Source organism: Bradyrhizobium sp. USDA 4538 (assembly GCF_024171045.1).
In the GTDB taxonomy this organism is placed as follows: domain Bacteria; phylum Pseudomonadota; class Alphaproteobacteria; order Rhizobiales; family Xanthobacteraceae; genus Bradyrhizobium; species Bradyrhizobium australafricanum.
In genome coordinates this window covers 438,944-461,488 of record NZ_JALJZE010000002.1, presented here as the reverse complement: position 1 = coordinate 461,488, position 22,545 = coordinate 438,944, and the positions used below count along the sequence as shown (strand labels likewise).

Here is a 22,545-nt window from a genome sequence, read left to right as displayed (position 1 = left end):
TCGAATCAGGTGCCCATCAAAGAATCACAAGCGATTCTGGCGACTCAAGTTTTTCGGCTCAGTGCACCCCGAAAAATGTAGGTAATCGTAAGCCCCGTCGGATGCGTACCGTCTTCACGCGATCGCCCGGCTTCCTCGGGATAAGCGACGGCGCAACCACAGTGCATTCATGGCCGAGCGACCGGATCAGGCGATAAAGGCCATAGCCAGTCGGACCGGCCTCGTAACAGAAATGCACACCACCAAACCGGCTGGCGATCCGTTCAACGACCCGGCGCATGCCGATCGCCGACGCGTCGACCTCACCGAAGAAGCGAACCTCTCCTTCCCGGCCTGTTTCCGCGATCGCGATGGCGTTTTTCAGCTTTGCGACGTCGATTCCGACAAATGCTTCCCTATAATCTGCCAGAGCTATGCGGGAAAGTGGGTGATGACCTGAGATAGGCGGCGTATCGAGGCGGGTGTCGAGCCTGCCAGAACCTCTCAAGGAGAGCGATACGCCATGAATGAGACTAGCAACATTGTCCCGCTTCGTCAGCCCGACGAGATCGACACCCGACGAGATCGATGATCCACTGACCAATGTCCTGCGCGCTGGTGCGCGGCAGCTTCTGGCGCAGGCTGTCGAGGCCGAAGTCGAGACATTTCTTGCCACGGTGAAGGACTTGAAGCTTGCCGACGGGCGCGCCCGTGTCGTGCGGCATGGTTACGGCCCGGCGCGAACGATCCAGACCGGCATCGGCCCTGTCGATGTCGCGCGGGCGAAGATTCGCGACCGCGGGGCGGCCGGCGATGGCGAGCGGATCCGGTTCAGCTCGGCGATCCTGCCGCTGTGGGCACGGCGGACCAGAAGTCTGGATGCGCTGTTGCCGGTTCTGTACCTGCGCGGCATCTCGACCGGCGATTTCCAGGAGGCGCTGACGGCCTTGCTGGGCAAGGACGCGCCGAACCTGTCGCCCGCGGTGATTTCCCGGCTGACGGCCGAGTGGCAAGGCGAGTACGAACGCTGGCAGAGGCGCGATCTGTCGGCGCGGCGATACGTGTACGTGTGGGCCGATGGCGTCTTCCTGCAGGCCCGCATGGAAGACCATGCATGCTGGTGCTGATCGGCGCGACGCCGGAAGGCAAGAAGGAACTGGTCGGCTTTCAGGTCGGCGTGCGGGAGAGCGCGCAGAGCTGGCGCGAGCTCCTGATCGACGTCAAGCAGCGCGGGTTGCAGATCGCCCCGGAAATTGCCGTCGGCGACGGCGCGCTCGGCTTCTGGAAGGCGCTCGACGAGATCTTTCCCGGCACGCGGCACCAGCGATGCTGGGTGCACAAGACCGTGAACGTCCTGGACAAGGTCCCGCTCTCGGTACAGGCCACAATGAAGAAGGATCTGCGCGAGGTCTACTGGGCGCCGAACCGGGCGTCCGCCGAAGCGGCGATCGACGTCTTCGCCGAGAACTACCGCGCCAAGTACGGCCGGGCGGTCGAATGCCTGGTCAAGGATCGCGACGCGCTGCTGGCCTTCTACGACCTTCCTGCCGAGCATTGGGATCACTTGCGCACCACCAATCCCATCGAAAGCGTGTTCGCCACCGTGCGGCACCGGACGGTGCGCACCAAGGGCTCGTTGTCGCCGACCACCGCCAGGCTGATGGTGTTCAAGCTGGTGATCGCCGCATCAAAGACCTGGCGACGGCTCAGAGGCACAAATCAGTTGCCGAAGGTCATCGCAGGTGTCAGATTCAACGACGGCATCGAGGTCATCCAAATGCCGGCAAGCCACGCCGCCTGATCACCTCGTCACCCAAAATCCCCCATAGCTCAATCTGCCACGGCTCGTCCTCCTGTAATGAGGATCGGCTCGGTACGCCCGAGCAACCCTCGGACGCGCAGTGTAGGGCGAGCCACCTCATCGGCAGACACGGACATACGGCCTTACGCATGAACCGCACGATCAAGGAAGCGACCGTCCAACGCTACCATTAGGATCGACACGATCAGCTCGAAGCTCACCTTGCCGACTTCATCACCGCCTACAATTACGCTCGGCGGCTGAAGACCCTGAAGGGCCTCACACCCTACGAATACATCTGCAAATGCTGGACTTCCCAGCCAGAACGATTCAAACTCAATCCGCTCCAGCAAATGCCAGGACTAAACACCTAGGCGTTCCTTCGATATACCGATGGGGACCAGCCAACCGCACGTTTGAAAGCCATACTAAAATGTGATTGATCGGCGAAGCCGCAGATCATTGCGATGTGCGTCAATGACAAGTTGGTCGTCGCCAACAACTCCTGGCTGCGACGAATGCGTGTTTCCATCAAATATCGATGCGGCGTGAGCTGAAATGATGCCTTGAACCGCTTAATAAAGACGGTGCGACTGAGTCCGGCCAGCTTCGCAAGATCGTTCAGCAGTATTTCCGAAGAGAGGTGATCATGGATGTATTCGGTCACCAATCGAGCCTGCTTCGTTGTCAGGCGCTCGCTTGCTTGTATGCCGGTGGTTAGCTTTGTAGCTCCATGCTTCGAAAGCACATCGATCGCCAGCGCGCGTGAAAGATACTCGATTTTTAGGCTCGAATGCTCCCTCGGTTCAGAGAGTGCGTAATTCAGTGAGTCCAACAGCAGACTCATGGACGGATCCTCAAACCCGAACGCCGAAACGACTTCAAAGCTCTTGGGGTCGCGATCAAATACTTCGCTTGCAACCTCGGCCAAGATCTCGGCCTTCAGAAATACATGAAGTCCGTAGATCTCATTCTGTCTTCTCACTCCAATGGGGGTCTCCGGCGCGAGCAGCAGGACCCGTCGGCTCGGACAGACAAGCCGCTGCTTCTGCCGGCCCAAACTCAAAGACACGTCCACCAAACTGTGCGACATGGCGATCCAAACATCGGGTGTGGCCCGATGGGCTATTTCGTAACCATGTGGCAGCCCTCTCGCGAAACTAGCGTTGATGTTCGGCCACCCCAAGGTTTCGCTTGTCCTCAAAATAGATAGTTCCGAGCCGACGTTAAGCACCGTTTGGTCTGTCCGGTAAGACGTATTCATTGGTCGCATCGCTCTTCGTTACCGGGGCCCATAGTAGTACCGGTTTATGGTAGTCACTCTGGACACCGTCTTCATAGCTAAGTTGCCGTGAGCAAAATCGCTGTCAGGAAACTGATTGTGACTTTCCGGGGATCAAGGTAGCGCGGCCGGCCGGGAGGCACGTTGCCCTAGATCAAATTCCTCCCAGCGCCGCCGCATCTGCGGTTCCACGGCCATGGCTTTGAGGGACGCTTTCGACCGGGAACGGTGGGGCCGCCGCGCCGCCGACGGCTGGCATGTGGTAGTGCGCATCGGAGCGAGGGAATTTCGCGTCTGGTCTGAAGTGCCGCCGGCTGTAGGTCCTAGGCGCCGAAATCGGGCGGCTCACCAGAGTCATTTCTTGATCACGATCTCGCTCTACAAACCCGCTCCCTTGACGATCGCGTCTGAGAAGGAGCGAGCGACCAGGCACGGGCCGCAACCAGTCGTCGCACGAAATCCGCGAGCTCGGCGCGCTTGGCCTAATCGCATTCGGCGTCGCCAACTGGAAGGCGAGTCCGCGTTCCCGGCAAGCCGGCCGGAACCACGAACAGTGCGACCCGCGTCTCCGCCTCATCTGCCCTGGCCCACACCACATACCATTTCAGGATCGGCACTCCGGTCGAATAAATCTTCGTACCCGCCAGCCGGTCTCAGTGCGACGCGCGATCGTTGCCGGCAGACTGCCGCGCGACGGCGAGCCGAGTTCGGGCTCGACGCGCAACGCGTTGATCAGCGCCACGCCCTCGACCGTCTCCTTGGCGAGCTTGCGCGAGAGACGTGCAGGCCAACGCGTGCTCCGCACCATCACCAGATGCTGGATGTAATGCATCGACAGCACGAGCGCCGTCGAGGGATCGGCTCGGCCGATGATGCCAAGCACGCGCGCGGTATCGCGGGCGCCCGCCCCCACCCCGCCGAGCGCCGCCGGCACGGTGAGGGCCAGCAGGCCTTCACGCGAAAGGTCGGCAAAAATCTTAAACGGAAAGCTGGCATCGCGGTCGTGAGACGGAGCACGCGCGGCAAACACCTCGGCAAGCCGCAAGGCGCGCACAACGTGCTCAGGCGCACTTGGGTGAGAGACCTCCCTTGCAGCCGTATGTCGCCTCCAGCTCGAGCAGGCTGAGGATCCGCTTGCGCAGCTCGGCAAAATAGAATGCGGCGCGATATCACCATCGTCAATGAAATGGAATTTCGAATGTTGCGCGCGCAAGAGGCGTTATCTCTACGATCGCATCGCGCGACGATACACGATTTTCGCGAAGATCGGCGCTCGCGCACGCTGGCGCAATTGCGCGCCTGAGGTTCGATGCTTCGTATCGTCCCAGAATGACAAGTACTCAATTCACCTCGAACCGGATCGGCAGCTTCTTCGGGCCGTTGACAAAATAGGCCTGCGTCATCTTCACCTCGCCGTCGAGCGACAGCGACTTCAGGTGCGGCAGCAGTTCCTCGAACAGGATGCGCATCTCGAGCTTGGCGAGGTACTGGCCGAGGCAGAGATGCGCGCCATAGCCGAACGCGACATGGCGATTGGGTTTGCGATCGCTGCGGAAGCGATCGGGGTCCTCGAACACCTCCTCGTCGCGATTGCCGGAGGCGTAGCACAGCATCAGCCAATCGCCCTTGGCGATCTTGCGGCCGCCGAGCTCGGTATCCGCGGTGGCCGAGCGCATGAAATGCTTGACCGGCGTCATCCAGCGGATCGACTCGTCGACCAGGCCCGGGATCAACTCCGGGTTGGCCTTCACCTTGGCGAATTCCGCGGGGTCCCTGGCCAGCGCCCAGATCGCGCCGGCGGTCGAGGATGAGGTGGTGTCGTGGCCCGCCGTCGCGACGATCATGTAATAGCTGGTCTGATCGTGCTCCGGCATGTACTCGCCGCCGATCTTCGCGTTGGCGATGACGGTGGCGAGATCGTCGCGCGGGTGCTGGCGGCGATCCTCGGTGATCTTGCGGAAGTAGGCGGAGAAGTCGGCGATGATCGCCTGCAGCATCGCCGAGACCTGCTCTGCGCTCAGCGCGTCGCGGACGCGCGCGGTGTCGGGATCCTGCGGGCCGAACAGCTCCTGCGTCAGCTTGAGCATGCGCGGCTCGTCCGCCTCGGGCACGCCGAGGATCTCCATGATGACGTGCAGCGGATAGCCGAGCGCGACGTCCTCGACGAAGTCGCAGGCGCCGCCCCTCGCGAGCATGCGCTGCACCGTGGCGCGCGCGATCTCGCGAATGCGGCCTTCGAACTTGCCGAGGTTGGCCGGCATGAACCAGCCTTGCGTCAGCGCGCGATATTTCGGGTGGTCTGGCGCGTCCATCTGCACCAGCGAGCGCACAAGATTGGGGCCGCCGGTGATCTTGCGCACCCGCTCGTCGAGCGCCTGGTTCGTCAGCGTGGTCGAGCGGTCGGCGTTGTGGAACAACTCGTTCTGCCGGCTGATCGCCTGGATGTGAGCATGCTTGGTCACCACTCAGAACGGATCGAACTGGTCCGGCCGCGCGATGCCGAGCGGGTTGTTGGCGCGCAGCCAGCGATAGCTGTCGTGGATGCGGTCGTCCGCATAGGCGACGGGATCGACGAGGGTGGCCGCGATGTCGGCGGGAATGTCGAGATCGCCATTCGCTGTCCTATCCATGCGGTCTTCGGGATTTACTGTCACGTTTTCACCTGCGGTCGTCTCTGTCATACTCAGCTCCCCCTCACTTGGCGGACATCACGTCCTGTTCGCGTTTCACTCAGCGGAACTGCACGCCTTCGAACTGGCCATTGCTGCGCCAGCCGTCGATATATTCGAAGTAGGCCAGCGCACCGGCGGGATGGCCGACATTGAGCCTCGCGGCCGGGCCCGGCTCGCGGCCCTCGTTGTTGTAGTAGCCGGGCGTACAATCGGGCCCGCCGATCATCCGGCCGACGCCGGTCAGCAGCAGCTCGACCCAGCGATCCTCGGCTTCCCTGCTGACCTCGATTTCCTTGAAGCCGTTGTCCTGCGCGTGGCCGACCATCAGGGCGATGGTCCGCGCCGCTTCGGTCAGATTGTGCGGCACGTTGGAGATCAGATTGGCGCCCTGGGTCGGCTGCACGAAGAACACGTTGGGGAAACCGTGCACGTGGATGCCGTGCTTGGTGCGCATGCCCTCGGCCCAATGCTCCGACAGCTTGACGCCATCGCGGCCGGTCAGATCGAAGCCCGCGCGCCGCTTGTATTCGGTACCGACCTCGAATCCCGACGCATAGATGATGCAGTCGAGCGTGTATTCCTTGCCCGCAACGACGATCCCGTTCTCAGTAATCTCCTGGACGCCCTTGCCGTCGGTATCGACCAGATGCGTGCCCGGCGTGTTGAAGGCCTGGAGATAGGCGTCGTGGAAGCATGGCCGCTTGCAGAGCTGGCCGTACCAGGCCTTGAGGTTTTTCGCCGTCTCGGGATCGGCTACGATGGCGTCGACCCGGTTGCGGATTTCCTCCATCTTCTCGAAGTCGGAATCCTCGAAGGCGGCCCGCATGTTTTCCAGGGTCCGCTGCTCGCGCGGCAGCAGCATGACCTTGGCGCGAATCCGCTTCGACAGGTCGGTCCAGCCGTCCTGCACCAGATCCTCCTCGGCCGATCCACCGGCCTGGTTGGCGGTGAAATTCTCCAGCCAGCGCTGTTGCCAGCCCGGCGTCGCGATCTCGGCAAACCAGTCGGGATCGATCGGGCCGTTGCCGCGCACGTCGACCGACGACGGCGTGCGCTGGAACACGTAGAGCTCCTTGCAGGCGCGCGCGAGATGCGGGATGCACTGCACCGACGTCGCGCCGGTGCCGATGATACCGACGCGCTTGTCGGCAAGCTTATTCATCAAGGCGCCCCTGGGATCGCCGCCGGTGTAGTCGTAATCCCAACGGCTGGTGTGGAACGAGTGGCCCTTGAAGCGCTCGATGCCGGGAATGCCGGGCAGCTTCGGCACGTGCAGCGGACCGGTGCCGATGCCGACATATTGCGCGGTGAAGGCGTCGCCTCGCGTGGTGCGGATGATCCAGCGCGATTGCGCGGCGTCCCAATCGAGGCTCGTCACCTCGGTGTGGAACAGCGCATTGTCGTAGAGATTGAACTGCCGGCCGATCCGCTGGCAATGCGCCAGGATTTCGGGCGCATGCGCGTATTTCTCCGTCGGCATGTGGCCGGTCTCTTCGAGCAGCGGCATGTAGACCATCGACGCGGTGTCGCATTGCGCGCCGGGATATCGGTTCCAGTACCATGTGCCGCCGAAATCGCCGCCCTTCTCGACAATGCGGACATCCTTGACGCCGGCCTCGGTCAGCCGCGCCGCGGTGGCGAGCCCGGCAAAGCCGCCGCCGATGAAGGCGAAGGTGACGTGATCAGTCTTCGGCGCGCGCTCAACGACCGGCGTGTAGGGATCGTCGAGATAATGCGCGAGCTGGTCCCTGATCTGGAGATACTGGTCGTTGCCGTCAGGACGCAGCCGCTTGTTGCGCTCCTCCTGATACTTCAGGCGCAGCCGCTCCTTGTCGATTGCAGCGGGCTTGAAGTCTTTGAGTTGGTCGGTCATCGTCATCCAAAGGCGTCCTTATCTAGCAAATCAGCGGATGAGGTTGGTCACAGCGATCACAGTGCGAAAGAGTGGCCGCCGTTGACCGGAATGGTCTGGCCGGTGACAAAGCCCAAGGGCGGCATCCCACGACAGCGTCACCACCATCGAGGTGAGCGGTGGAGTTGACGCGCGCACTGACGGAGCGGACGCGTCCGACTCGCGCGGGCGATCCTGTGTGCAGTCACCATCTGTACCTGGCCCCAGCAATGCCGCGATTGCCGTAGCTGCTGCCGAAGTTGCCGAGGCTCGTGGAGGCGGCGACCTCGCCATAGAGGGAGTATTTGTTGTCCCCCCAATCATAGGTCCCGCCCAACCCGAGCTCCCCGGTCGAGGAGGCGTTGCGGCTGACAAACCACGTCTCGGCCACGCTCACCCGGGTCCCCCCCAGGAACTCGGCATAGAGATTGGCGATGCCATAGAGCTTGAGGCGTTCGGCGTTGCCATGCGCGTCCTTCCACGCCTTCTCCCAGCCGGCCGAGATGCCGAACCGGGCACGGAGGCTGTCGCCCTTGTCGGGCGAGACCCTCGCCCCGAACCGGTCGGTAAAGCCATCGAATGTCACGGAGGAATAGATCAGCTGCGCCTGCGGCGTGACCGTCCAGCTCCTGGCGATGTGCAGGTCTTGGCCCATCTCGAGCGAGAACGCGTAACCGAAGCCGGTGTTGTTGTGGGCGATGAGGCCGGCCTGATCGGACCACAGATTGCTGTTGAACCAGGTCGCCCGTCCCTGGGCATCGACATAGAAGCCATGGCGGCCATACCAGGTCAGGGTCGGACCGATGCCATAGGCATCGGCATTGATGGAGCCGTCGGCGTGCGGCGAGACCAGCCTGGCGCTGGCATTGCCGTACTGGCCAGTCACGCCGAGGATCAGGCGATCGCCAAAGGTGGATTCATAAAGAAGCCCATCGACGCCTGCCTGAACCTGCCATTGGTCCACGTCGCGGTTCACGCTCGCCGTCGAGAGGGCTGGCTGGACATGATCATGGCGTCCCTCCGTGCGGAGCCAGAAGCCACCCCCCTCGATGGTGGGATCCTTCTCGCAACCGAACGGACGGGCCGTCCGATCGGAGGCGTCGGCCGCGTCTCTTCTTTCCCGGTCGTCGCACCAGTAACGATTGCCCACCCGCTGCTGCAGCGTTGGCAGGCCAATCAGGCCGAGCAGCACCTGCGGATAGGCCTCAGCCACCGGCACTGTCGGCTGGTAGAGGGGCTGGTACGCCGCTGCTGGAGGCACTGTCGGCGCGGGAGGCACTGTCGGCGGCGTGGGAGGCGGGACTGGCTGGGGGGGGCGGGACTGGATTGGGCGGAACGAGTTGCGAGCGCAGGTACCAGTTGCCATCCGCCGCACTGCCGCCGACGCCACCGTGGAAAAGCGTGTAGCCATAGGCCCCGGCGACCACGGCCGGCCGGCCGTCCTTGGTCGTGTACTGCCCGTTGAGCACAAAGACGTCGGGCGCGGACGCGTTTTTGTTCAGGACATCGACGAGCATGATGCCGTTGCCTAGCGTCGGCGCGCCCGCGCCGCCGGCGTTGGCGACGCTGATCCGGGTCGCGCCGCCGGAGCCAAGGCGCGTCGAGTCCACAACGAGCACGTCGCTCAGGCTCTGAGGGCCACCGGCGTTCAGGACGGTGTCGAGTCTCAGACCGCCGCCGTCGGAGATGAAGACGCCGCCGCCGTCAGTACCGGGACGTGTGCCGCCGGTAATCACGAGCGCGTCGCCGGCGATCGGGCGCCCCGCCCCGGTGTCGGCCCCCTGGAGCGTGATGATCCCGCGGTTGTCGAACGTCCTGACGCCCAGCAGCTGCCCCTGGGCAACGCCGTTGGTGGGCGTCGGCAGCAGGCTGCCGGCCGGCTGGTAGGCCCCGGTATTGTCGACGCTCTGCGGCCGGTCGACATAGAGCAGCCGCAGGACGCCATTGGCGTTGTTGTTGAAGTCGCCATTGATCTGCGAGACGGCGACATGCTGCACGCCGTTGACATAGTCGCGCGTGTCGAAGGAATTGGGCGAGTTGTTGTTGAAGACGTTGTTGCTGCCCAGCAGCGTGACGTAGCCGATGATGGTGCCGTTATTGTTGATGACGGTGGTGCCGGAATGGCTGAGGATGGCCAGGTCGCTGGCACCGCTGATCTGCCCGCCCGCCTGGTTGTTGATGATTGTCCCGTTGGTGGCGCGCACATCGACCACGGCGGCGGTCAGGCTCGAGGTCGTCGCGTTGCCGGAATTGTTGACGGTCGCCCGTAACGCGCCGTCGACCTGAATGGCGCTGCCGGCGGTGCCCGTGGTGGCGCCGGCGGTGGTGATGGTCACGGTGCCGGCGGGGGCGCTGCCGCGAATGCCGGTGGCACCGGTGACGGTGCCGTTGGATGTGACGACGACGTTGCCGCGGTTCGAGACGGCGTTGATGCCGACACCCCGTTGCGAGACGATCGTTGTCCCGGCGCCTGCCGTGACCACGGCATTGCCGGTGCCGGCGGTGGTGGCGTTGAGGCCGTTGCCGCCCGTGCCCGTGGCCGTCACGGAGCCGACCGTCAGGGTGATGGTGGCGTCCTTCGCGTTCGCCGCATTGGTGATGGTGGCGAAGGCGCCGTGGCCGTTGCTTCCCTGCGCGCTGACGGTCCCGCCCGAGATCGTCACCAGCGCCGCGCCGAGGCCGGGCGTCTGAGCAACAAGGCCGCTGCCGCCCCTGGACGTCACGCTGCCTCCCGACAGCGTCACCCGCGCCGCGCCTGTCGATTGGGAATCCAGGATAAGAGCGTAAAGGCCGTTGGCCCCGGCGTTCTGCGTGGCCACCGTTCCAGCGGACATGTCGATAATAGCATCCCCGCCCCGCCCCCAATTCTCGGACAATGCGCCATGACTCAAGCTTGTGATTGTTCCACCCAGAATATAAATTGACGTATCGCTATGATTCGCTGGGTTGAGTTGGAGACCTGCATCATTCGTGGCCCACAATCCCAGCTCCGGTTGGTAGGGGTTGTTCGAGATGAGCGTGCCGTTTCGGAAATAGATCGTTGCCGCGCCCGTGCCGTCGTTGGCCACATGAATCCCACGCCCGACGCCAGGCCCGGTACCGCCGATCGACTGCACGTTCCTGACATCGACCACTAAAGGGGCCGGCGTAGAATCCATGAGAAATATCTCAGGCATTTTATAATGAAAATCCCTCGGAGCGTCAGGTCCCACCACCATTTGGGGGTTGTCGAGAACGAGCGTGAATCCATTCGGGAACTGTGGACGTACCCTCCAGGACGGCGTCGGCGCTGGCGGCGTTGCGCCAGACGGATAATAAATTGGAAACTGCCAAGCCACGCCATACCAAATGCCCGATGAATAGCTTGTCCCACGGCAAGTGATTGAACTTCCCGACGGTGTGCCGCATTCGTTATTTGCCAGTGCCGGCCCGCTGATTGCGGACAGTAAGGCGCCGCCGACCATTCCTGTCGCGGCCCGAACGAGCCACTCCCGCATTTTCCCGTCGTTACATGTCACTTTACGCATCCGCGCCTCTACCAATTTCATTCGAGTTACTGGCGCGGGAGGTACTGTGCGCCGTCACCATCTGTACCTGGCTCCAGCGACGCCCGATAGCCGCAGGCTGCTGCGGAGGCTCGTGGAGGCAGCATCCTCATGTGACCGCTGTCGTGGAGATGCGACTGCTGTAACGTCGAGCACACCCTCATTCAGGATGCCTTGATAATCGGTCAGTCTTGTTTGAAATCGGTCACCATTTCGGACCACGCGGTTCTGGCGGCGCGTCCCGGCCCCCTCCGTCGGGCGCACAGATCGGCGATGCCGGCCTCAGTAGAACGGCGCTTCATCCAAGCTCTGCCATTCAACGTGTTATCTGCGTCGCCGCCTGTAGGTTGAGGGTGTCGCTTCCAGAGCCAGCTCCAAGACCGTCGATAAATGGGCGCAGTCGGAGAAGCTGCAACTAAGTGCGATCTGAGCAGAAACTGCGGACAGGTGTTGATCTCCGCGGCATCTGCGGCGGCGCACAGCTCACAGTCGCTGATCCGGCAATCCAAGCGAATCCACGAATTGAACCAGCCCGGCTCGCACGCGCGGGCCGTCATGCGAAGGGTGACGAGCCGTGGGCAGAGCGAGCAGCTGATTAAGGACCGCGAGACTACTCGCCGAGATGGTTACCGGATGCCTATGGGGCCATCGTAGTGGTCGCGCGCTGCAGGAATTGCGGGGAGTGGTGACGCGGTTCGCGGGGTTCGCGCGGGGCCGGACGTTCGGACGGATCGCGGCCAAGTTTGGATTGCAGCTCGACGAGGTCGGTGAAGACGTCGGCCTGACGGCGCAGTTCGTCGGCGATCATCGGCGGCTGGCTGGCGATGGTGGAGATCACGGTGACGCGGACGCCTCGGCTCTGCACCGCCTCGACCAGTGAGCGGAAGTCGCCGTCGCCGGAGAATAGAATCATCTGATCAATGTGCTCGGCAAGTTCCATGGCATCGACCGCGAGCTCGATGTCCATGTTGCCCTTCACCTTGCGACGGCCGCTGGCGTCGATGAACTCCTTGGTCGCCTTCGTGACGACCGTATAGCCGTTGTAGTCGAGCCAGTCGATCAACGGGCGGATCGACGAATACTCCTGATCCTCGATGATCGCCGTGTAATAGAAGGCGCGGAGCAAAATGCCGCGACCTTGGAATTCCTTGAGAAGACGTTTGTAATCGATGTCGAAGCCGAGCGTCTTCGCAGTAGCGAAAAGATTGGCTCCGTCGATGAAGAGCGCGATCTTGTTGGAAACAGATGACGGCATCAAAGTGGTCTCACGGGTTTCTCGCGATTTTAGCGGAGCGAGGGCGGACCGCGCGCCAATAATCGGTGTTTACGGGATCAGAAGATTGACCTGTCCTGCGGGAGCCGCGAACGTGCCTTAGTTCAAGGAAACCGCCACACTGCCATGGCGACCGAAAACTTGAGTCAAAGTAATTTCAACAACCCTCCTGCATAAACTCACTTGGTGAAATTTGCTGACATGTCGTGCTCTTACATGTCCGCGCCTGCAAGAAGCAAATGCCGTGCAAGGCGTGCATTAGTGAATTTCAATGAAAGTGCTATAATATACTTGAATCATCGGTCCGCATATTTCGAATTCGAACATTTCTTGTCCAAGGGACATCAAGGCCCTGAAGCGCGGCCTGCTGTTGCGCCAGTGCAACCGTCAGGATCGTTGGTCCTCCTTCTCAGGTCGCACGATGCCTCCGCAATCGCACGACAGCGCTGCTAACCAGCGGTCTGAGCAAGTCGCTCAAACTCGCTGTCTGCCATCAGGAACACCGGATAAACTGAAGGGACGGAATTGAGCGACGTGTTCGTCAGTGGAATCAACGCCACGGCCTGTCAGCACAGCTCCGATCGAGAGCACGCGAACCGAATTGTAGTGCGGATGGCCGTCGAGCCCAGCGCAATGATCAGAACGACACCGAAGATGCCCGAGCGGCGACATATGGCGGGAGACGCCGCATCGGCAATTGTCGCCTCACCACCATCACGCTCAGAGACACGGGCGGCTTGAAGTGCAGGCACGGAATTGCGGCCAGAATATAGGCCATCGCCAGCACGGTGAGATAGCACGACGGGAGACGCCCAGTGCCGATATCAGCCTATGGAAAGGCGGCGAGGAGACTCGCTACTCTGTGCTTGCCATTCAGGAAGTTGGCGCGCAGGTTCAGCGGTAATAGGAGGGCAAAAACAGCTGGTGAGAACCAGAAAAAAGTGACCGAGGCGTCCCAAGGAACGCAGGAAGTTGCCTGGAACATCGCCGACGAGCAGCAGTGCCAACGAGTCATCCCGCCTCGTCGCCAGGTGCCCAATTCTGCACGTGCACTGTTCAGAAAATGCGCTTGCCTGAAGTCCCGGGTCAGCAAATTCCTGGAGTCGGTTAGGGCGGACATTCGCAATCTGGGGATCGTTGCCGGTGGATGTTCGGACTAGCCGTTGCCTGAAATCGCCTACAGCAATCTGACCGGATATTACCTAAGCCTAAGATTGACGCAACATGGCGAGGTGCATGCTCGTGGAACGAGTTGCATCTATTAATCTAGGTTGAACCACGAAAGTGTCTGCGAGCAGACAGCTGCGAACTCAAGATCTTGGCAAGCCTTGCCGACGACCGGAACGATCGCTTCGATATCACGCAAGCGGGTTCCTCCTCGAGTGTAAGCGGCAAGCTGAGCTTTCGATTACCCACATTTGACGTTGGATTTGAGCGAGGCGCGGCGGGCGAAACCTTGAATCGGTAGAATCTGTTGTGATTCCTTGTTGAGCACCTGATTCGGAAGCGCGGGGTGCTCGATGGGCTTGGTGAAGGGACGCACGGGGGCGCGTGCTCAGCGATTGACGACTGGTATCGAGACGTGGGTTGATCAGGAAGTTGCGGGATGCGAGTTTAAGGATGAGCGGCTTGGTCGCCGGTTCTGCAAATTGCTCGCACAAATCGGGAGCGACATGGGTCAAAGCATCCCGTTGGTTTGTCAGGATTGGGCCAACACGAAGGCCGCCTATCGCTTCCTCTCCAACGAACGGGTCAACGAGGCGGATATTCTTTGCGGTCATTTCGAGGCGACGCGCGGGCGCGTAGCGGCGACGGAGGGACCGATCCTCGTCCTCCATGACACGACGGACTTCAGCTTCAAGCGCGAGAAGCCGGACCTGATCGGCTTTACGGGCAAGACGGCAGGACGCACACAGTGCGGCATCCTGATGCATTCGAGTCTCGCCGTAACGACCGAGGGGCTTCCGCTCGGACTGTCGGCAATCAAGTTCTGGACCCGCAAGAAGTTCAAGGGGACGACGGCGCTGAAGCGAAAGATCAATCCGACACGAGTGCCGATCGAGCAGAAGGAGAGCATCCGCTGGCTCGAGAATTTACGGCAATCGACCGACCTTCTCGCTGCCCCTGAACGACGCGTTCATATTGGTGATCGCGAGAGCGACATCTATGAGCTGTTTTGCCTGGCCGAGGAGGTTGGAACGCATTTTTTGGTGCGAACCTGTGTTGATCGGCTTGCCGGGGACGGCAATCATACAATTGCCGACGAAATGGACGAGGTTACGATCAAGGGTCTGCATCGGATCAAGGTCAAGGACGACAAAGGCGATCCCGACGACGCCGTTCTTGAGATCAGGTACCGCAAGATATGCGTCCTGCCGCCGATCGGCAAACAGACGAAATATCCCGCACTCACTCTGACCGTGATCCATGCTCAAGAGCGGGGAAGGCCGAAGCGGCGAAAGAAAATCGAGTGGAAGCTCCTCACCGATCTCCCGGTCCGATCGCGCAAGGATGCCATCAAGAAGATCGAATGGTACGCGTTGAGGTGGAAGATCGAAGTCTTCCATAAGATCCTCAAATCTGGCTGCAAAGCAGAGGACTCAAAATTGCGAACTGCTGAGCGTCTGGTCAATCTGGTCGCGGTCTTCTGCATTGTGAGTTGGCGCGTCTTCTGGATGACGATGCTCAATCGCTCCTCACCGAATGCCGTACCGCAAACGGCGCTGACGGATCCCGAAATCAGGCTTCTTGATCATTTTGTGAAAGACGGATTGCTCTCGACGAAGCACGCTCTCGCACTATGTCGTCAAGATCGCGCGGCTCGGAGGATATTTGGCCCGAGCCAACGATCCGCCTCCAGGAAATACCGTGATCTGGCGCGGACTATCGCGGCTGACCGACATCGAACTTGGAGCTGCGATCGAGGCAACAATTATGGGTAATTGAAAGGTCTCCTTGCCGCTTACCCTCGAGTTGCTTCAACCGCAGCATCTCTGTCGGCAGCTCGGCAGCAGTCCGTCACACTTCTTCTTCCAACTGAAGTAGGTCAGCCTGGCTGATCCCGACCTTGCGGCAGATCTCCGCAACAGGAACCCCATCGTTGCCCTGCTTCAGGATGAACGCCTTCTGGGCGTCCGAAAACGTCGAGGCCCTCATCGTCTTTCGCTCCTCCCAGCTGAGGGGATTCGGCAGCGAAAACGTTAGCCAAAAATGGTTCAGTTTGCCGGCCTCAGATCACTACACAGCGACACTGAGGAGTGGGAGATCACCTTCGCCGTTCGGGAGCTTCTGTACGCCCGAGGCTGTGACCCAGGGCAATGATATACCCCAAGGGAAGCGGTGTTTGCAGCTTGTGAAATCGTCGCCTGCTCACCACGCGTTCTCATCGTTGTCCGCTATCGTTGCAACAGTTCCAAGATACATTGTCCCCCGACCCCAAGCTGGGGTTTGACTGGACGGCCGATCATCCATTCGTGAAACCGGTTGTCATGGTCGGATCCGCACGGCCATGTCGTTTTGCGTGGCTGATAGCGATCGCTGTCGTAGGATGTCGACCCGCTCTATCATGATATTCCGGCCGCGTGCGCCGACGGATCGGCATGTCCGACAGTAGAACTTTCTCCAAGTGTCGGGGCCCAGATTCGTTCCCCTCACCAAGACACTGTTGTCACAATCGATGCAACTCAACAATAGAGCTTCCATGTATTCCCTGCGTTCATCGCCGTGTGACGCATTCAAAGCAAGACTGGGAGGGACGCTTTGAGATCGGAGCGGAAGTTTGTGCGTTCGTCCTGTACCCACTTGTCGTAGCTGATAACTCGTTGTTCAATTCACTCAAGTTTAGATCAAATTCTCACGATTTAACCAACGTGGTCCCTCCTTCAATGTGCCTGGGGGATATCGACACTGACGCCAGAAGAAGAGCGAAGCGGATTCACATTCTCCTGTGTTCTCTGTACCGATCCCGTCCTTGCCACGCTTCGACGCACTCCTGGACCTTGATGTGGAGGCCACTCATCTTGTCGACGAAGGCGGGCGCATCGTTGGGGCCGAACGCGAGGTCGGATCGGTTTCCACGGCGGTAAGATAGAGGTGCCGGCATGATCGAGGCCAACAAAGGCTTCCGACGATTGAAGGCGCATAAGCAATTGTCGATTCTGCGGGCGGCCCTTCAAGCTCACCACGATCGCATGACTGACGATCAAGCCCGTTGCCCACGTCACGTTCGCCGCGTAACATTCATTCCGGCAACGTCGGCCCGACGTAGTTCAACAGCGAGCGGGACATCCCCCCTTTGCAGTCGTTTCGGTGTTTGGGTTTGAAGAGCCGGCCATGGGTCTGCTGTTGGACTCGCGTCTCTGAAGCTCACCTCCTGCAGGAATGAACATCGAGTTCCGCACGACCTAGTGGCCCAGCGCGCCACCGCGGGTCGAGCGGCGAGTGTGGCAAGACGCCAGTGCGGTGCTGAAACCCTTCATCGAAAGCTCAAACTTTTCTCGAGTTCTTCGCCGACCTGAGTACGCATCCGGCGAAGTGTCCACCGGACGGATACCGACCTGAGGGCGGTGCCCTCCGACAGTTAATCTCCAAAGCAGCGGTGATCGTTCGTAAGCGTGGCGTCGAGGCCCTTTGGATTGTTTGTGCGGAGTCTTGAGAGCACCGCTAGAAGAGTCATCTTCTGGAAGGGGGCTCACAATGGACGACCATTCTGACGACATAAGACGACCGTTGTCACCGCGTATCGAAGTGTACGCAGGCGCAGGTCGAAAGCGCTGGCCGGATGATTTGAAGGCACAGATTGCCGCAGAAAGCCTCGAGCCGGGGGCGGTTGTCACAGACGTCGCCCGTCGCCATAGGTGCCGGCCCCAGCAGGTGCATGACTGGCGGCGCCGGGCGCGTTTGGGCCAGTTGGTGCTGCCGGCTTCGGCGGACACGCTGTCGTTCGTGCCGGTGGTGTCGGAATTGGCGCTACCGGCGGCCGCAGAGCCCACCGGGTCGCCGGAACCGGAAGCAGCCGTTCTGACGGTTGAACTGCAGGGGGCACGAGTGGAGGTGCGAGGGACGCCTGGCCTTGCTGTGTTGAGTGATGTGTTCTTGGCGCTTCGACGGACACGTTCATGCTGACGCCGCCCGCGAGCCTGATGATTTACGTGGCGACGCAACCTGTGGACTTCAGAAAAGGTGCGGAGGGCTTGGCGCTGTTGGCGAAGGAGACGCTGGGCCATGACCCGATGAAGGGCGTGGCGGTGGTGTTCCGTGCGAAGCGCGCCGATCGAGTGAAGATTGTCGTCTGGGATGGCAGCGGCCTTGTGATGTATTGGAAGCGGCTCGATGGCAGCGGCTTCAAATGGCCTCCCATCGTGACCGGCGTGATGCGGATGAATGCCGCCCAGCTGTCCGCGCTTCTGGCCGGCATGGATTGGACGCGGATGCACGCGCCTCGGATCCTGCAGCCGAAAGCGCTTGCGTAGGACATAAACTCTTCGCTGCATCGGGGCGCGAAGCATGGCAGACTCGGGCCCGTGAGTGATTTGCCTGATGAGCTGCCGAGCGATCCCGCCGAGTTGCGTGCCTTTGCCGCGGCTCTGCTGGATCGCTGCGCCAGGCTCGAGCGGTTGCTCAAGCTTGCGAAGGATGCGCAGTTCGGTCGGTCCTCGGAAAAGCTGGATGCTGATCAGCTACAGCTTGTTCTGGAGGACATCGAAGAGGCGGTTGCAGCTCTCGAAGCAGCCGAGGATCGCGTCAATCCCAGAACCTCCGAGAAGAGAGCGGCCGAGCGTAGAACCAACCTTGGTCAGCTTCCGGAGCATTTGCCGCGCATCGTCGAGACCCTGATGCCCGCTGCAACCTGCTGTCCGTCCTGCAAAGGCGATCTCTTTGAGATCGGCCACGATGAGAGCCAGAGGCTGGACGTCGTGCCGGCGCGGTATCGCGTCATCGTCACCCGCCGGCCCAAGCTGGCCTGCCGCGCCTGTCATGGCGTCGTCCTCCAGCACGCCGCGCCCGAGCGACTGATCAGGGGAGGATTGCCTACCGAGCGACTGGTCGCGCATGTCATCGATGCCAAGTATCATTGGCATTTGCCGCTTTACCGCCAGGTGCAGATGCTGGCGACGCACGGTATCGCCATCGACCGTTCCACGCTCGCCTTTTGGGTCGGCTACGCCGCCCAGGAATTGAAGCCCTTGTGGCATCGTCTGCGCCAGCTTCTGCTCGCCTCTTCGAAGCTCTGTGTCGATGAGACCCCGGCGCCGGTGCTGGATCCAGGGCGCGGCAGGACCAAAACCGGCTACTTCTGGGCGCTGTCACGCGATGACAGGCCCTGGGCCGGACCTGATCCGCCTGGGGTGATCTATGCCTATGCACCGGGCCGTGGGGCCGTTCATGGCTTGCGGCTGCTTGAGGGCTATCGCGGCATCATCCACTGCGACGGCTATCAGGCTTACAAGACCATGACCCGAGAGACGCGTGCGGACGCCCTGTCCGGGACGCTCGCCTTCTGCTGGTCGCATCTGCGGCGCCAGTTTGTGAAGATCGAGCGGGAGGCTGCGCCGGCGCCAGCTCCGGTTGCCCGCGAGGCCCTTGAGCGCATCGCCCAGCTTTACGCGGTCGAGAAGGCACCCCGCGGCCGATCTGCGGACGAGCGCCGCGCGGGGCGACAAGCGCATGCCCGGCCTCTGGCTGCAGCCTTGAAGCAGTGGTTTGAGGCCAAGCTTGCTCACCTTGCGCAGAAGAGCGACACGGCGAAGGCCCTGCGTTACGCGCTGCGTCATTGGGACGGCCTGACGTTCTACCTTGATGACGGGCGCATCGAGATGGGTAGAGTCGACGACTGGCGCGGTGGCTACAGGTTCCGAGGAGTTGCGGTTGGCCGGCAGCTTTCGCTGATGCGCCGGTGCCTCATTTCGGACCATGGCTCCGTTTCCAGTCGCCGCTCGTCAAACCGGGCGTGCGGATTTCCCGCACCCGGCTTTCTCTCGATCTATCAAGCCTTCGCTCTCGGCATGTCGGCACGTGCTCTGGGGAGGCGGTAGAGGCCAAGCGTTTCATGCAGGAACTCCTGCGAGTAACGGTTGAAGCCCCGTCCGCGCGCCCCGGTGCGCTGAACCAACCAATGTCGCAGACGGCGATCGACGTATTGCCGAATGAGGTTGTAAGTTTCCACCACTGGCCCTTGGTCGAAGTAGCCGCACCAACCGCGTAGAAAGCGGTTGATGACAGCGACTGTGTTCTCCGGTGTGTCCGGATACCACTGACGTGTCGTGCGCTCATGGATCTGTCTGAGCAATCGTCGAACGGCTTTCTTGGAAGGTCTTGTACCAAGGAACGCTTGACCTCCCTTTCCATAGAAGCGTCCGATCGTATACCCGAGGAATGTTACGCTATCCTCCGGGATACGGGCGAGACGCGTCTTGGTCTCGTTCACCTCCAGCCCGAGCCTGCTCATTAGCGTCTCCATTCGCGTCATTGCCATCTCGGACGAACCTGGGCGGCAGCAAATCACGAAGTCATCCGCGTAATTCACGATATGCGCATCGAGTTGGTCTTGGTGTCCGTGTTTGCGCCAAGCCAGCAGGAACCGACGAAAGTAGAGATTCGCCAACAGCGGGCTCAAAGGTGAGCCTTGTGGGGTTCCTCTTTTCTTCGTACGGGCCTCCGCCGTCCTTGTGGTTCGCCGACCGTCTCTCTCGATGACCGCGACTGTCAGCCAGTCTTTGATCATTGAGAGGAGCCGACCGTCGGCGATCCTGCGTGTGAGGCATTTCACCAGTGGTGCATGCGGAATCGAGGTGAAGTAATCCCTCAAATCCGCGTCGACGATCTCCGATCGTCGATGGTCTCTGATGTGCCAGAACACGCGGCGCACCGCCATCTTGGCGTCCAGTTTCGGACGGAAGCCATACTGGTTGTCCAGCAGGTCCGCTTCGAAGATGGCGCCGATCACCAGCATCGCTGCCGTCATGACCGTCCGGTCTTTTACGGTTGGAATGCTAAGCGGTCGACGTCCGCCATTACTCTTCGGTATCCATACCCTCAGCAGGGGCTGTGGTCGGTAGTTGCCCGACATCAGCTCCTCTCTGACATTTTCCAGCCATCGCTCGCGTCCCTCGGTTTCGATCTGAGCAAATGTGACGTCGTCCACCCCAGGAGCGCCCCGATTTCCGCGGCAGCGCCTGTAGGCTTCTTCCAGCACATCCAGTCTGCAGACTTTGTCCCAAAGAGAGTAAAATCGATAGTTCAGCCTTAGCTTTCGCCTGCAGCGAGGTTTGAAGTTTCTGAACAGATATTTCCGGTGTTGCTAGGTTCATCACCAATCGCCGTGTTCTCAACTGTCGTTCTCGCATGGATCGAGTCAGGGTCCCTTTCCTCCGTCGGCGTTACCCGACATCACCGGTAATACGAACCCATCCGCCATCTGCCATCGCCGGCACTGCCCCTCACGGGTTTGCCGTTGGATACAGGCTTGCGCCCATCCACGGCGGCAGACTTCCCTTGTTGCTCACTGTCCATGTCCCGCGCGTGCTGCCATCACTACCCCGGTGGGACCTTGGGGTGCGTTTCTCGCTCGCTTCCCCCACGGCATCGGCTTTCCCCGTTAGAATGGCGGGTCGGCTCCCACAACGACATTTCGAGGCCTGCTCAATGTTCACTCACGTTGCGGCCCGCGCGGACCGTCGACCCTCGAAAGGGCACATTTTCGGAGTGCTTCAGGTCATTCGTCGCCTCCTGACCCGCCCCGAATACTTCCGGCTGGAGCGAGAGTTTGCCGGCCTGGGTTTACACCAGGGAGAACAGTGCGCCTTGCAAGGCACACACACCAATGCGGTCGAGCGAGCGATGCGGCCGATCAAGCTCAATGCCAAGAACTCCCTCTTTGCCGGTTGCGACGAAGGTGCCGAGAATTGGGCATTGCTGGCTTCGCTCATTGAGACCTGTAAGCTCAATGGCGTCAGTGCCGAGCACTGGCTCGCTGACGTTCTCGCCAAGCTCGTCAATGGTTGGCCTGCGGCGCGATTGGACGAACTGCTTCCCTGGGCGTCGATCTACACGATGCATGCACACGATCCGAGGCTGGCGGCATGAGCCTGAACACACCGCGGTCCGGATCAAGGTGACCCTCAAGGATGTGAAGCCGGAGGTGATGCGTCGCCTTGTCGTGCCGCTCACCCTGCGCCTTGATCGGTTGCACCTGACGCTTCAGGAGGCATTCGGCTGGACGAACAGTCACCTCTTCGAGTTCTTCGCTGGTGAGGTCCGTTGGGGGATTCCTGATCCCCACAACGATTACGGCCACCAGCCCATGGACGCCCGCAAAGCGCGGCTTTGCGATATCGTTCGAGAGACCGGCGCCAAGACGATCCATATCTCTATGACTTCGGCGACAGCTGGGACCATGTGATCAAGCTCGAAAAATGGTTCGAGAACACCACGACGGAGGGGCTTCCCTTCCTGCTCGAGGCCGCCGGTCGTTGTCCTCCGGAAGACGTCGGCGGTGCGCCAGGCTATGCCGAATACCTCGAAGCCATCGGCGACCCCACCATCCAGAGCACGAACATATGCGCCTCTGGGGCCCGGAGCGGTTCGATCCCAACGTCGTCGATCGGAAGGCGCTCGAAGCCGCCGTCAACGCGTTGTCCGACACATGGAAACCGCGGCGACGCGCCACGCGAACAAAATAGGCGTCAAGCGCCATTCAAAAGGGCCGCAGAGCTACGCTTACGATCGTTCCCGCGAGGGACCCGGCCTTGGCGGCGGATCGACGCAGTATCATCAGCTACTTCTGCGGTGTTGCGCCTCGGGAGAGCTCCGCACGAATCTGGCATTGCGTTTCGGCGTTCGGTCCGGTCAGCACATCTCTTTGATAGGTCAGGCAAGCCAAAGCGCTTGCCTCAACCCGATGGAAGCCCGACGTTCTTCCGACGGCAAAGCATGTATACAGCGTTCGGAGGCTCACCGCATCGCGCTAAGGCGCTTGACCAACTTGATGATTCCGCTTTCGAGCTCGTCGAGAACCGCATCATCTAAGCTGACTGGCGGTATCTGATCCTTGCTCTGCGACGGAGGGACAGCAATATCGGAAGATATGCAGCGGAACTGAGCG

At 61.1% G+C, this 22,545-nt stretch carries 12 protein-coding genes and 9 pseudogenes; 10 read left to right on the top strand and 11 right to left on the bottom strand.

Going from position 1 to position 22,545, the window contains the following annotated elements; all coding sequences use genetic code 11:
* Positions 1–109: 109 nt before the first annotated feature.
* Positions 110–409, bottom strand: a pseudogene (locus J2R78_RS43470) (IS110 family transposase); the annotation flags it as partial.
* 97 nt (positions 410–506) lie between these two features.
* Between J2R78_RS43470 and J2R78_RS43465 the strand changes: the two are divergent.
* Both J2R78_RS43465 and J2R78_RS43460 read left to right on the top strand, forming a co-directional pair.
* Positions 507–1,780, top strand: a pseudogene (locus tag J2R78_RS43465) (IS256 family transposase).
* Between the two features lie 146 nt (positions 1,781–1,926).
* Positions 1,927–2,154: pseudogene (locus J2R78_RS43460) on the top strand (IS3 family transposase); the annotation flags it as partial.
* On the opposite strand, the gene J2R78_RS43455 reads toward J2R78_RS43460, so the two are convergent.
* Both J2R78_RS43455 and J2R78_RS43450 read right to left on the bottom strand, forming a co-directional pair.
* Entirely contained in the window at positions 2,151–3,044 is an 894-nt protein-coding gene (locus J2R78_RS43455) for an AraC family transcriptional regulator (protein ID WP_253610536.1), read from the bottom strand. The pseudogene J2R78_RS43460 and the gene J2R78_RS43455 sit on opposite strands and share 4 nt — an antisense overlap.
* A 536-nt stretch (positions 3,045–3,580) precedes the next feature.
* Positions 3,581–4,116: pseudogene (locus J2R78_RS43450) on the bottom strand (acyl-CoA dehydrogenase family protein); the annotation flags it as partial.
* A gap of 102 nt (positions 4,117–4,218) precedes the next feature.
* Here J2R78_RS43450 and J2R78_RS43445 point away from each other — a divergent pair.
* Entirely contained in the window at positions 4,219–4,365 is a 147-nt protein-coding gene (locus J2R78_RS43445; protein WP_253610538.1) for a hypothetical protein, read from the top strand.
* Positions 4,366–4,402: 37 nt separating this feature from the next.
* On the opposite strand, the gene J2R78_RS43440 is transcribed toward J2R78_RS43445, so the two are convergent.
* The 6 genes from J2R78_RS43440 to J2R78_RS43415 all read right to left on the bottom strand — a co-directional run bounded on the left by J2R78_RS43440 (position 4,403) and on the right by J2R78_RS43415 (position 12,425).
* On the bottom strand, positions 4,403–5,449 hold the full coding sequence (locus tag J2R78_RS43440; protein WP_375167200.1) for a cytochrome P450: 1,047 nt from the start codon (positions 5,447–5,449) through the stop codon (positions 4,403–4,405).
* Between the two features lie 78 nt (positions 5,450–5,527).
* Positions 5,528–5,692, bottom strand: coding sequence for a hypothetical protein (locus J2R78_RS45570; protein ID WP_253610542.1), 165 nt, complete (start codon positions 5,690–5,692; stop codon positions 5,528–5,530).
* Positions 5,693–5,792: 100 nt separating this feature from the next.
* Positions 5,793–7,613: an NAD(P)/FAD-dependent oxidoreductase gene (locus J2R78_RS43430; RefSeq protein ID WP_253610543.1), complete on the bottom strand. Its 1,821-nt coding sequence runs from the start codon at positions 7,611–7,613 to the stop codon at positions 5,793–5,795.
* A gap of 217 nt (positions 7,614–7,830) precedes the next feature.
* Positions 7,831–8,886 (bottom strand): autotransporter outer membrane beta-barrel domain-containing protein, encoded by a 1,056-nt coding sequence (locus J2R78_RS43425; RefSeq protein ID WP_253636059.1) that lies wholly within the window; start codon positions 8,884–8,886, stop codon positions 7,831–7,833.
* The gene (locus J2R78_RS43420) at positions 8,831–10,783 is read right to left on the bottom strand and encodes a hypothetical protein (protein ID WP_253610545.1); all 1,953 of its coding nucleotides are present in this window, start codon (positions 10,781–10,783) and stop codon (positions 8,831–8,833) included. Before J2R78_RS43420 ends, J2R78_RS43425 begins: the two co-directional genes overlap by 56 nt.
* A gap of 1,024 nt (positions 10,784–11,807) precedes the next feature.
* On the bottom strand, positions 11,808–12,425 hold the full coding sequence (locus J2R78_RS43415; protein ID WP_253610546.1) for an NYN domain-containing protein: 618 nt from the start codon (positions 12,423–12,425) through the stop codon (positions 11,808–11,810).
* 1,538 nt (positions 12,426–13,963) lie between these two features.
* Between J2R78_RS43415 and J2R78_RS43410 the strand changes: the two genes are divergently transcribed.
* Complete coding sequence (locus tag J2R78_RS43410; protein WP_253610547.1) at positions 13,964–15,385, top strand: IS4 family transposase; 1,422 nt, start codon at positions 13,964–13,966, stop codon at positions 15,383–15,385.
* Here J2R78_RS43410 and J2R78_RS45565 read toward each other — a convergent pair.
* Positions 15,342–15,599 (bottom strand): annotated as a pseudogene (locus J2R78_RS45565) (transposase); the annotation flags it as partial. The gene J2R78_RS43410 and the pseudogene J2R78_RS45565 overlap by 44 nt on opposite strands.
* Positions 15,600–16,537: 938 nt before the next feature.
* Between J2R78_RS45565 and J2R78_RS43400 the strand changes: the two are divergent.
* The 4 genes and pseudogenes from J2R78_RS43400 to J2R78_RS43385 form a co-directional block, all read left to right on the top strand.
* Positions 16,538–16,679: pseudogene (locus tag J2R78_RS43400) on the top strand (IS256 family transposase); the annotation flags it as partial.
* A gap of 459 nt (positions 16,680–17,138) precedes the next feature.
* Positions 17,139–17,567 carry a transposase gene (locus J2R78_RS43395; RefSeq protein ID WP_253610548.1) on the top strand — a complete coding sequence of 143 codons (429 nt, stop codon included), beginning with the start codon at positions 17,139–17,141 and terminating at the stop codon, positions 17,565–17,567.
* Positions 17,561–17,914: an IS66 family insertion sequence element accessory protein TnpB gene (tnpB, locus tag J2R78_RS43390; RefSeq protein WP_253610445.1), complete on the top strand. Its 354-nt coding sequence runs from the start codon at positions 17,561–17,563 to the stop codon at positions 17,912–17,914. The genes J2R78_RS43395 and tnpB overlap by 7 nt, the downstream gene beginning before the upstream one ends.
* A gap of 51 nt (positions 17,915–17,965) precedes the next feature.
* Positions 17,966–19,261, top strand: a pseudogene (locus J2R78_RS43385) (IS66 family transposase); the annotation flags it as partial.
* Positions 19,262–19,428: 167 nt separating this feature from the next.
* Here the strand turns inward: J2R78_RS43385 and J2R78_RS43380 are convergent.
* Positions 19,429–20,586 carry a reverse transcriptase domain-containing protein gene (locus J2R78_RS43380; RefSeq protein ID WP_253610550.1) on the bottom strand — a complete coding sequence of 386 codons (1,158 nt, stop codon included), beginning with the start codon at positions 20,584–20,586 and terminating at the stop codon, positions 19,429–19,431.
* Between the two features lie 674 nt (positions 20,587–21,260).
* Here J2R78_RS43380 and J2R78_RS43375 point away from each other — a divergent pair.
* Both J2R78_RS43375 and J2R78_RS45560 read left to right on the top strand, forming a co-directional pair.
* Positions 21,261–21,527 (top strand): annotated as a pseudogene (locus tag J2R78_RS43375) (transposase domain-containing protein); the annotation flags it as partial.
* Positions 21,524–22,123: pseudogene (locus J2R78_RS45560) on the top strand (plasmid pRiA4b ORF-3 family protein). The pseudogenes J2R78_RS43375 and J2R78_RS45560, both read left to right, overlap by 4 nt.
* The last annotated feature ends 422 nt before the right edge of the window (positions 22,124–22,545 follow it).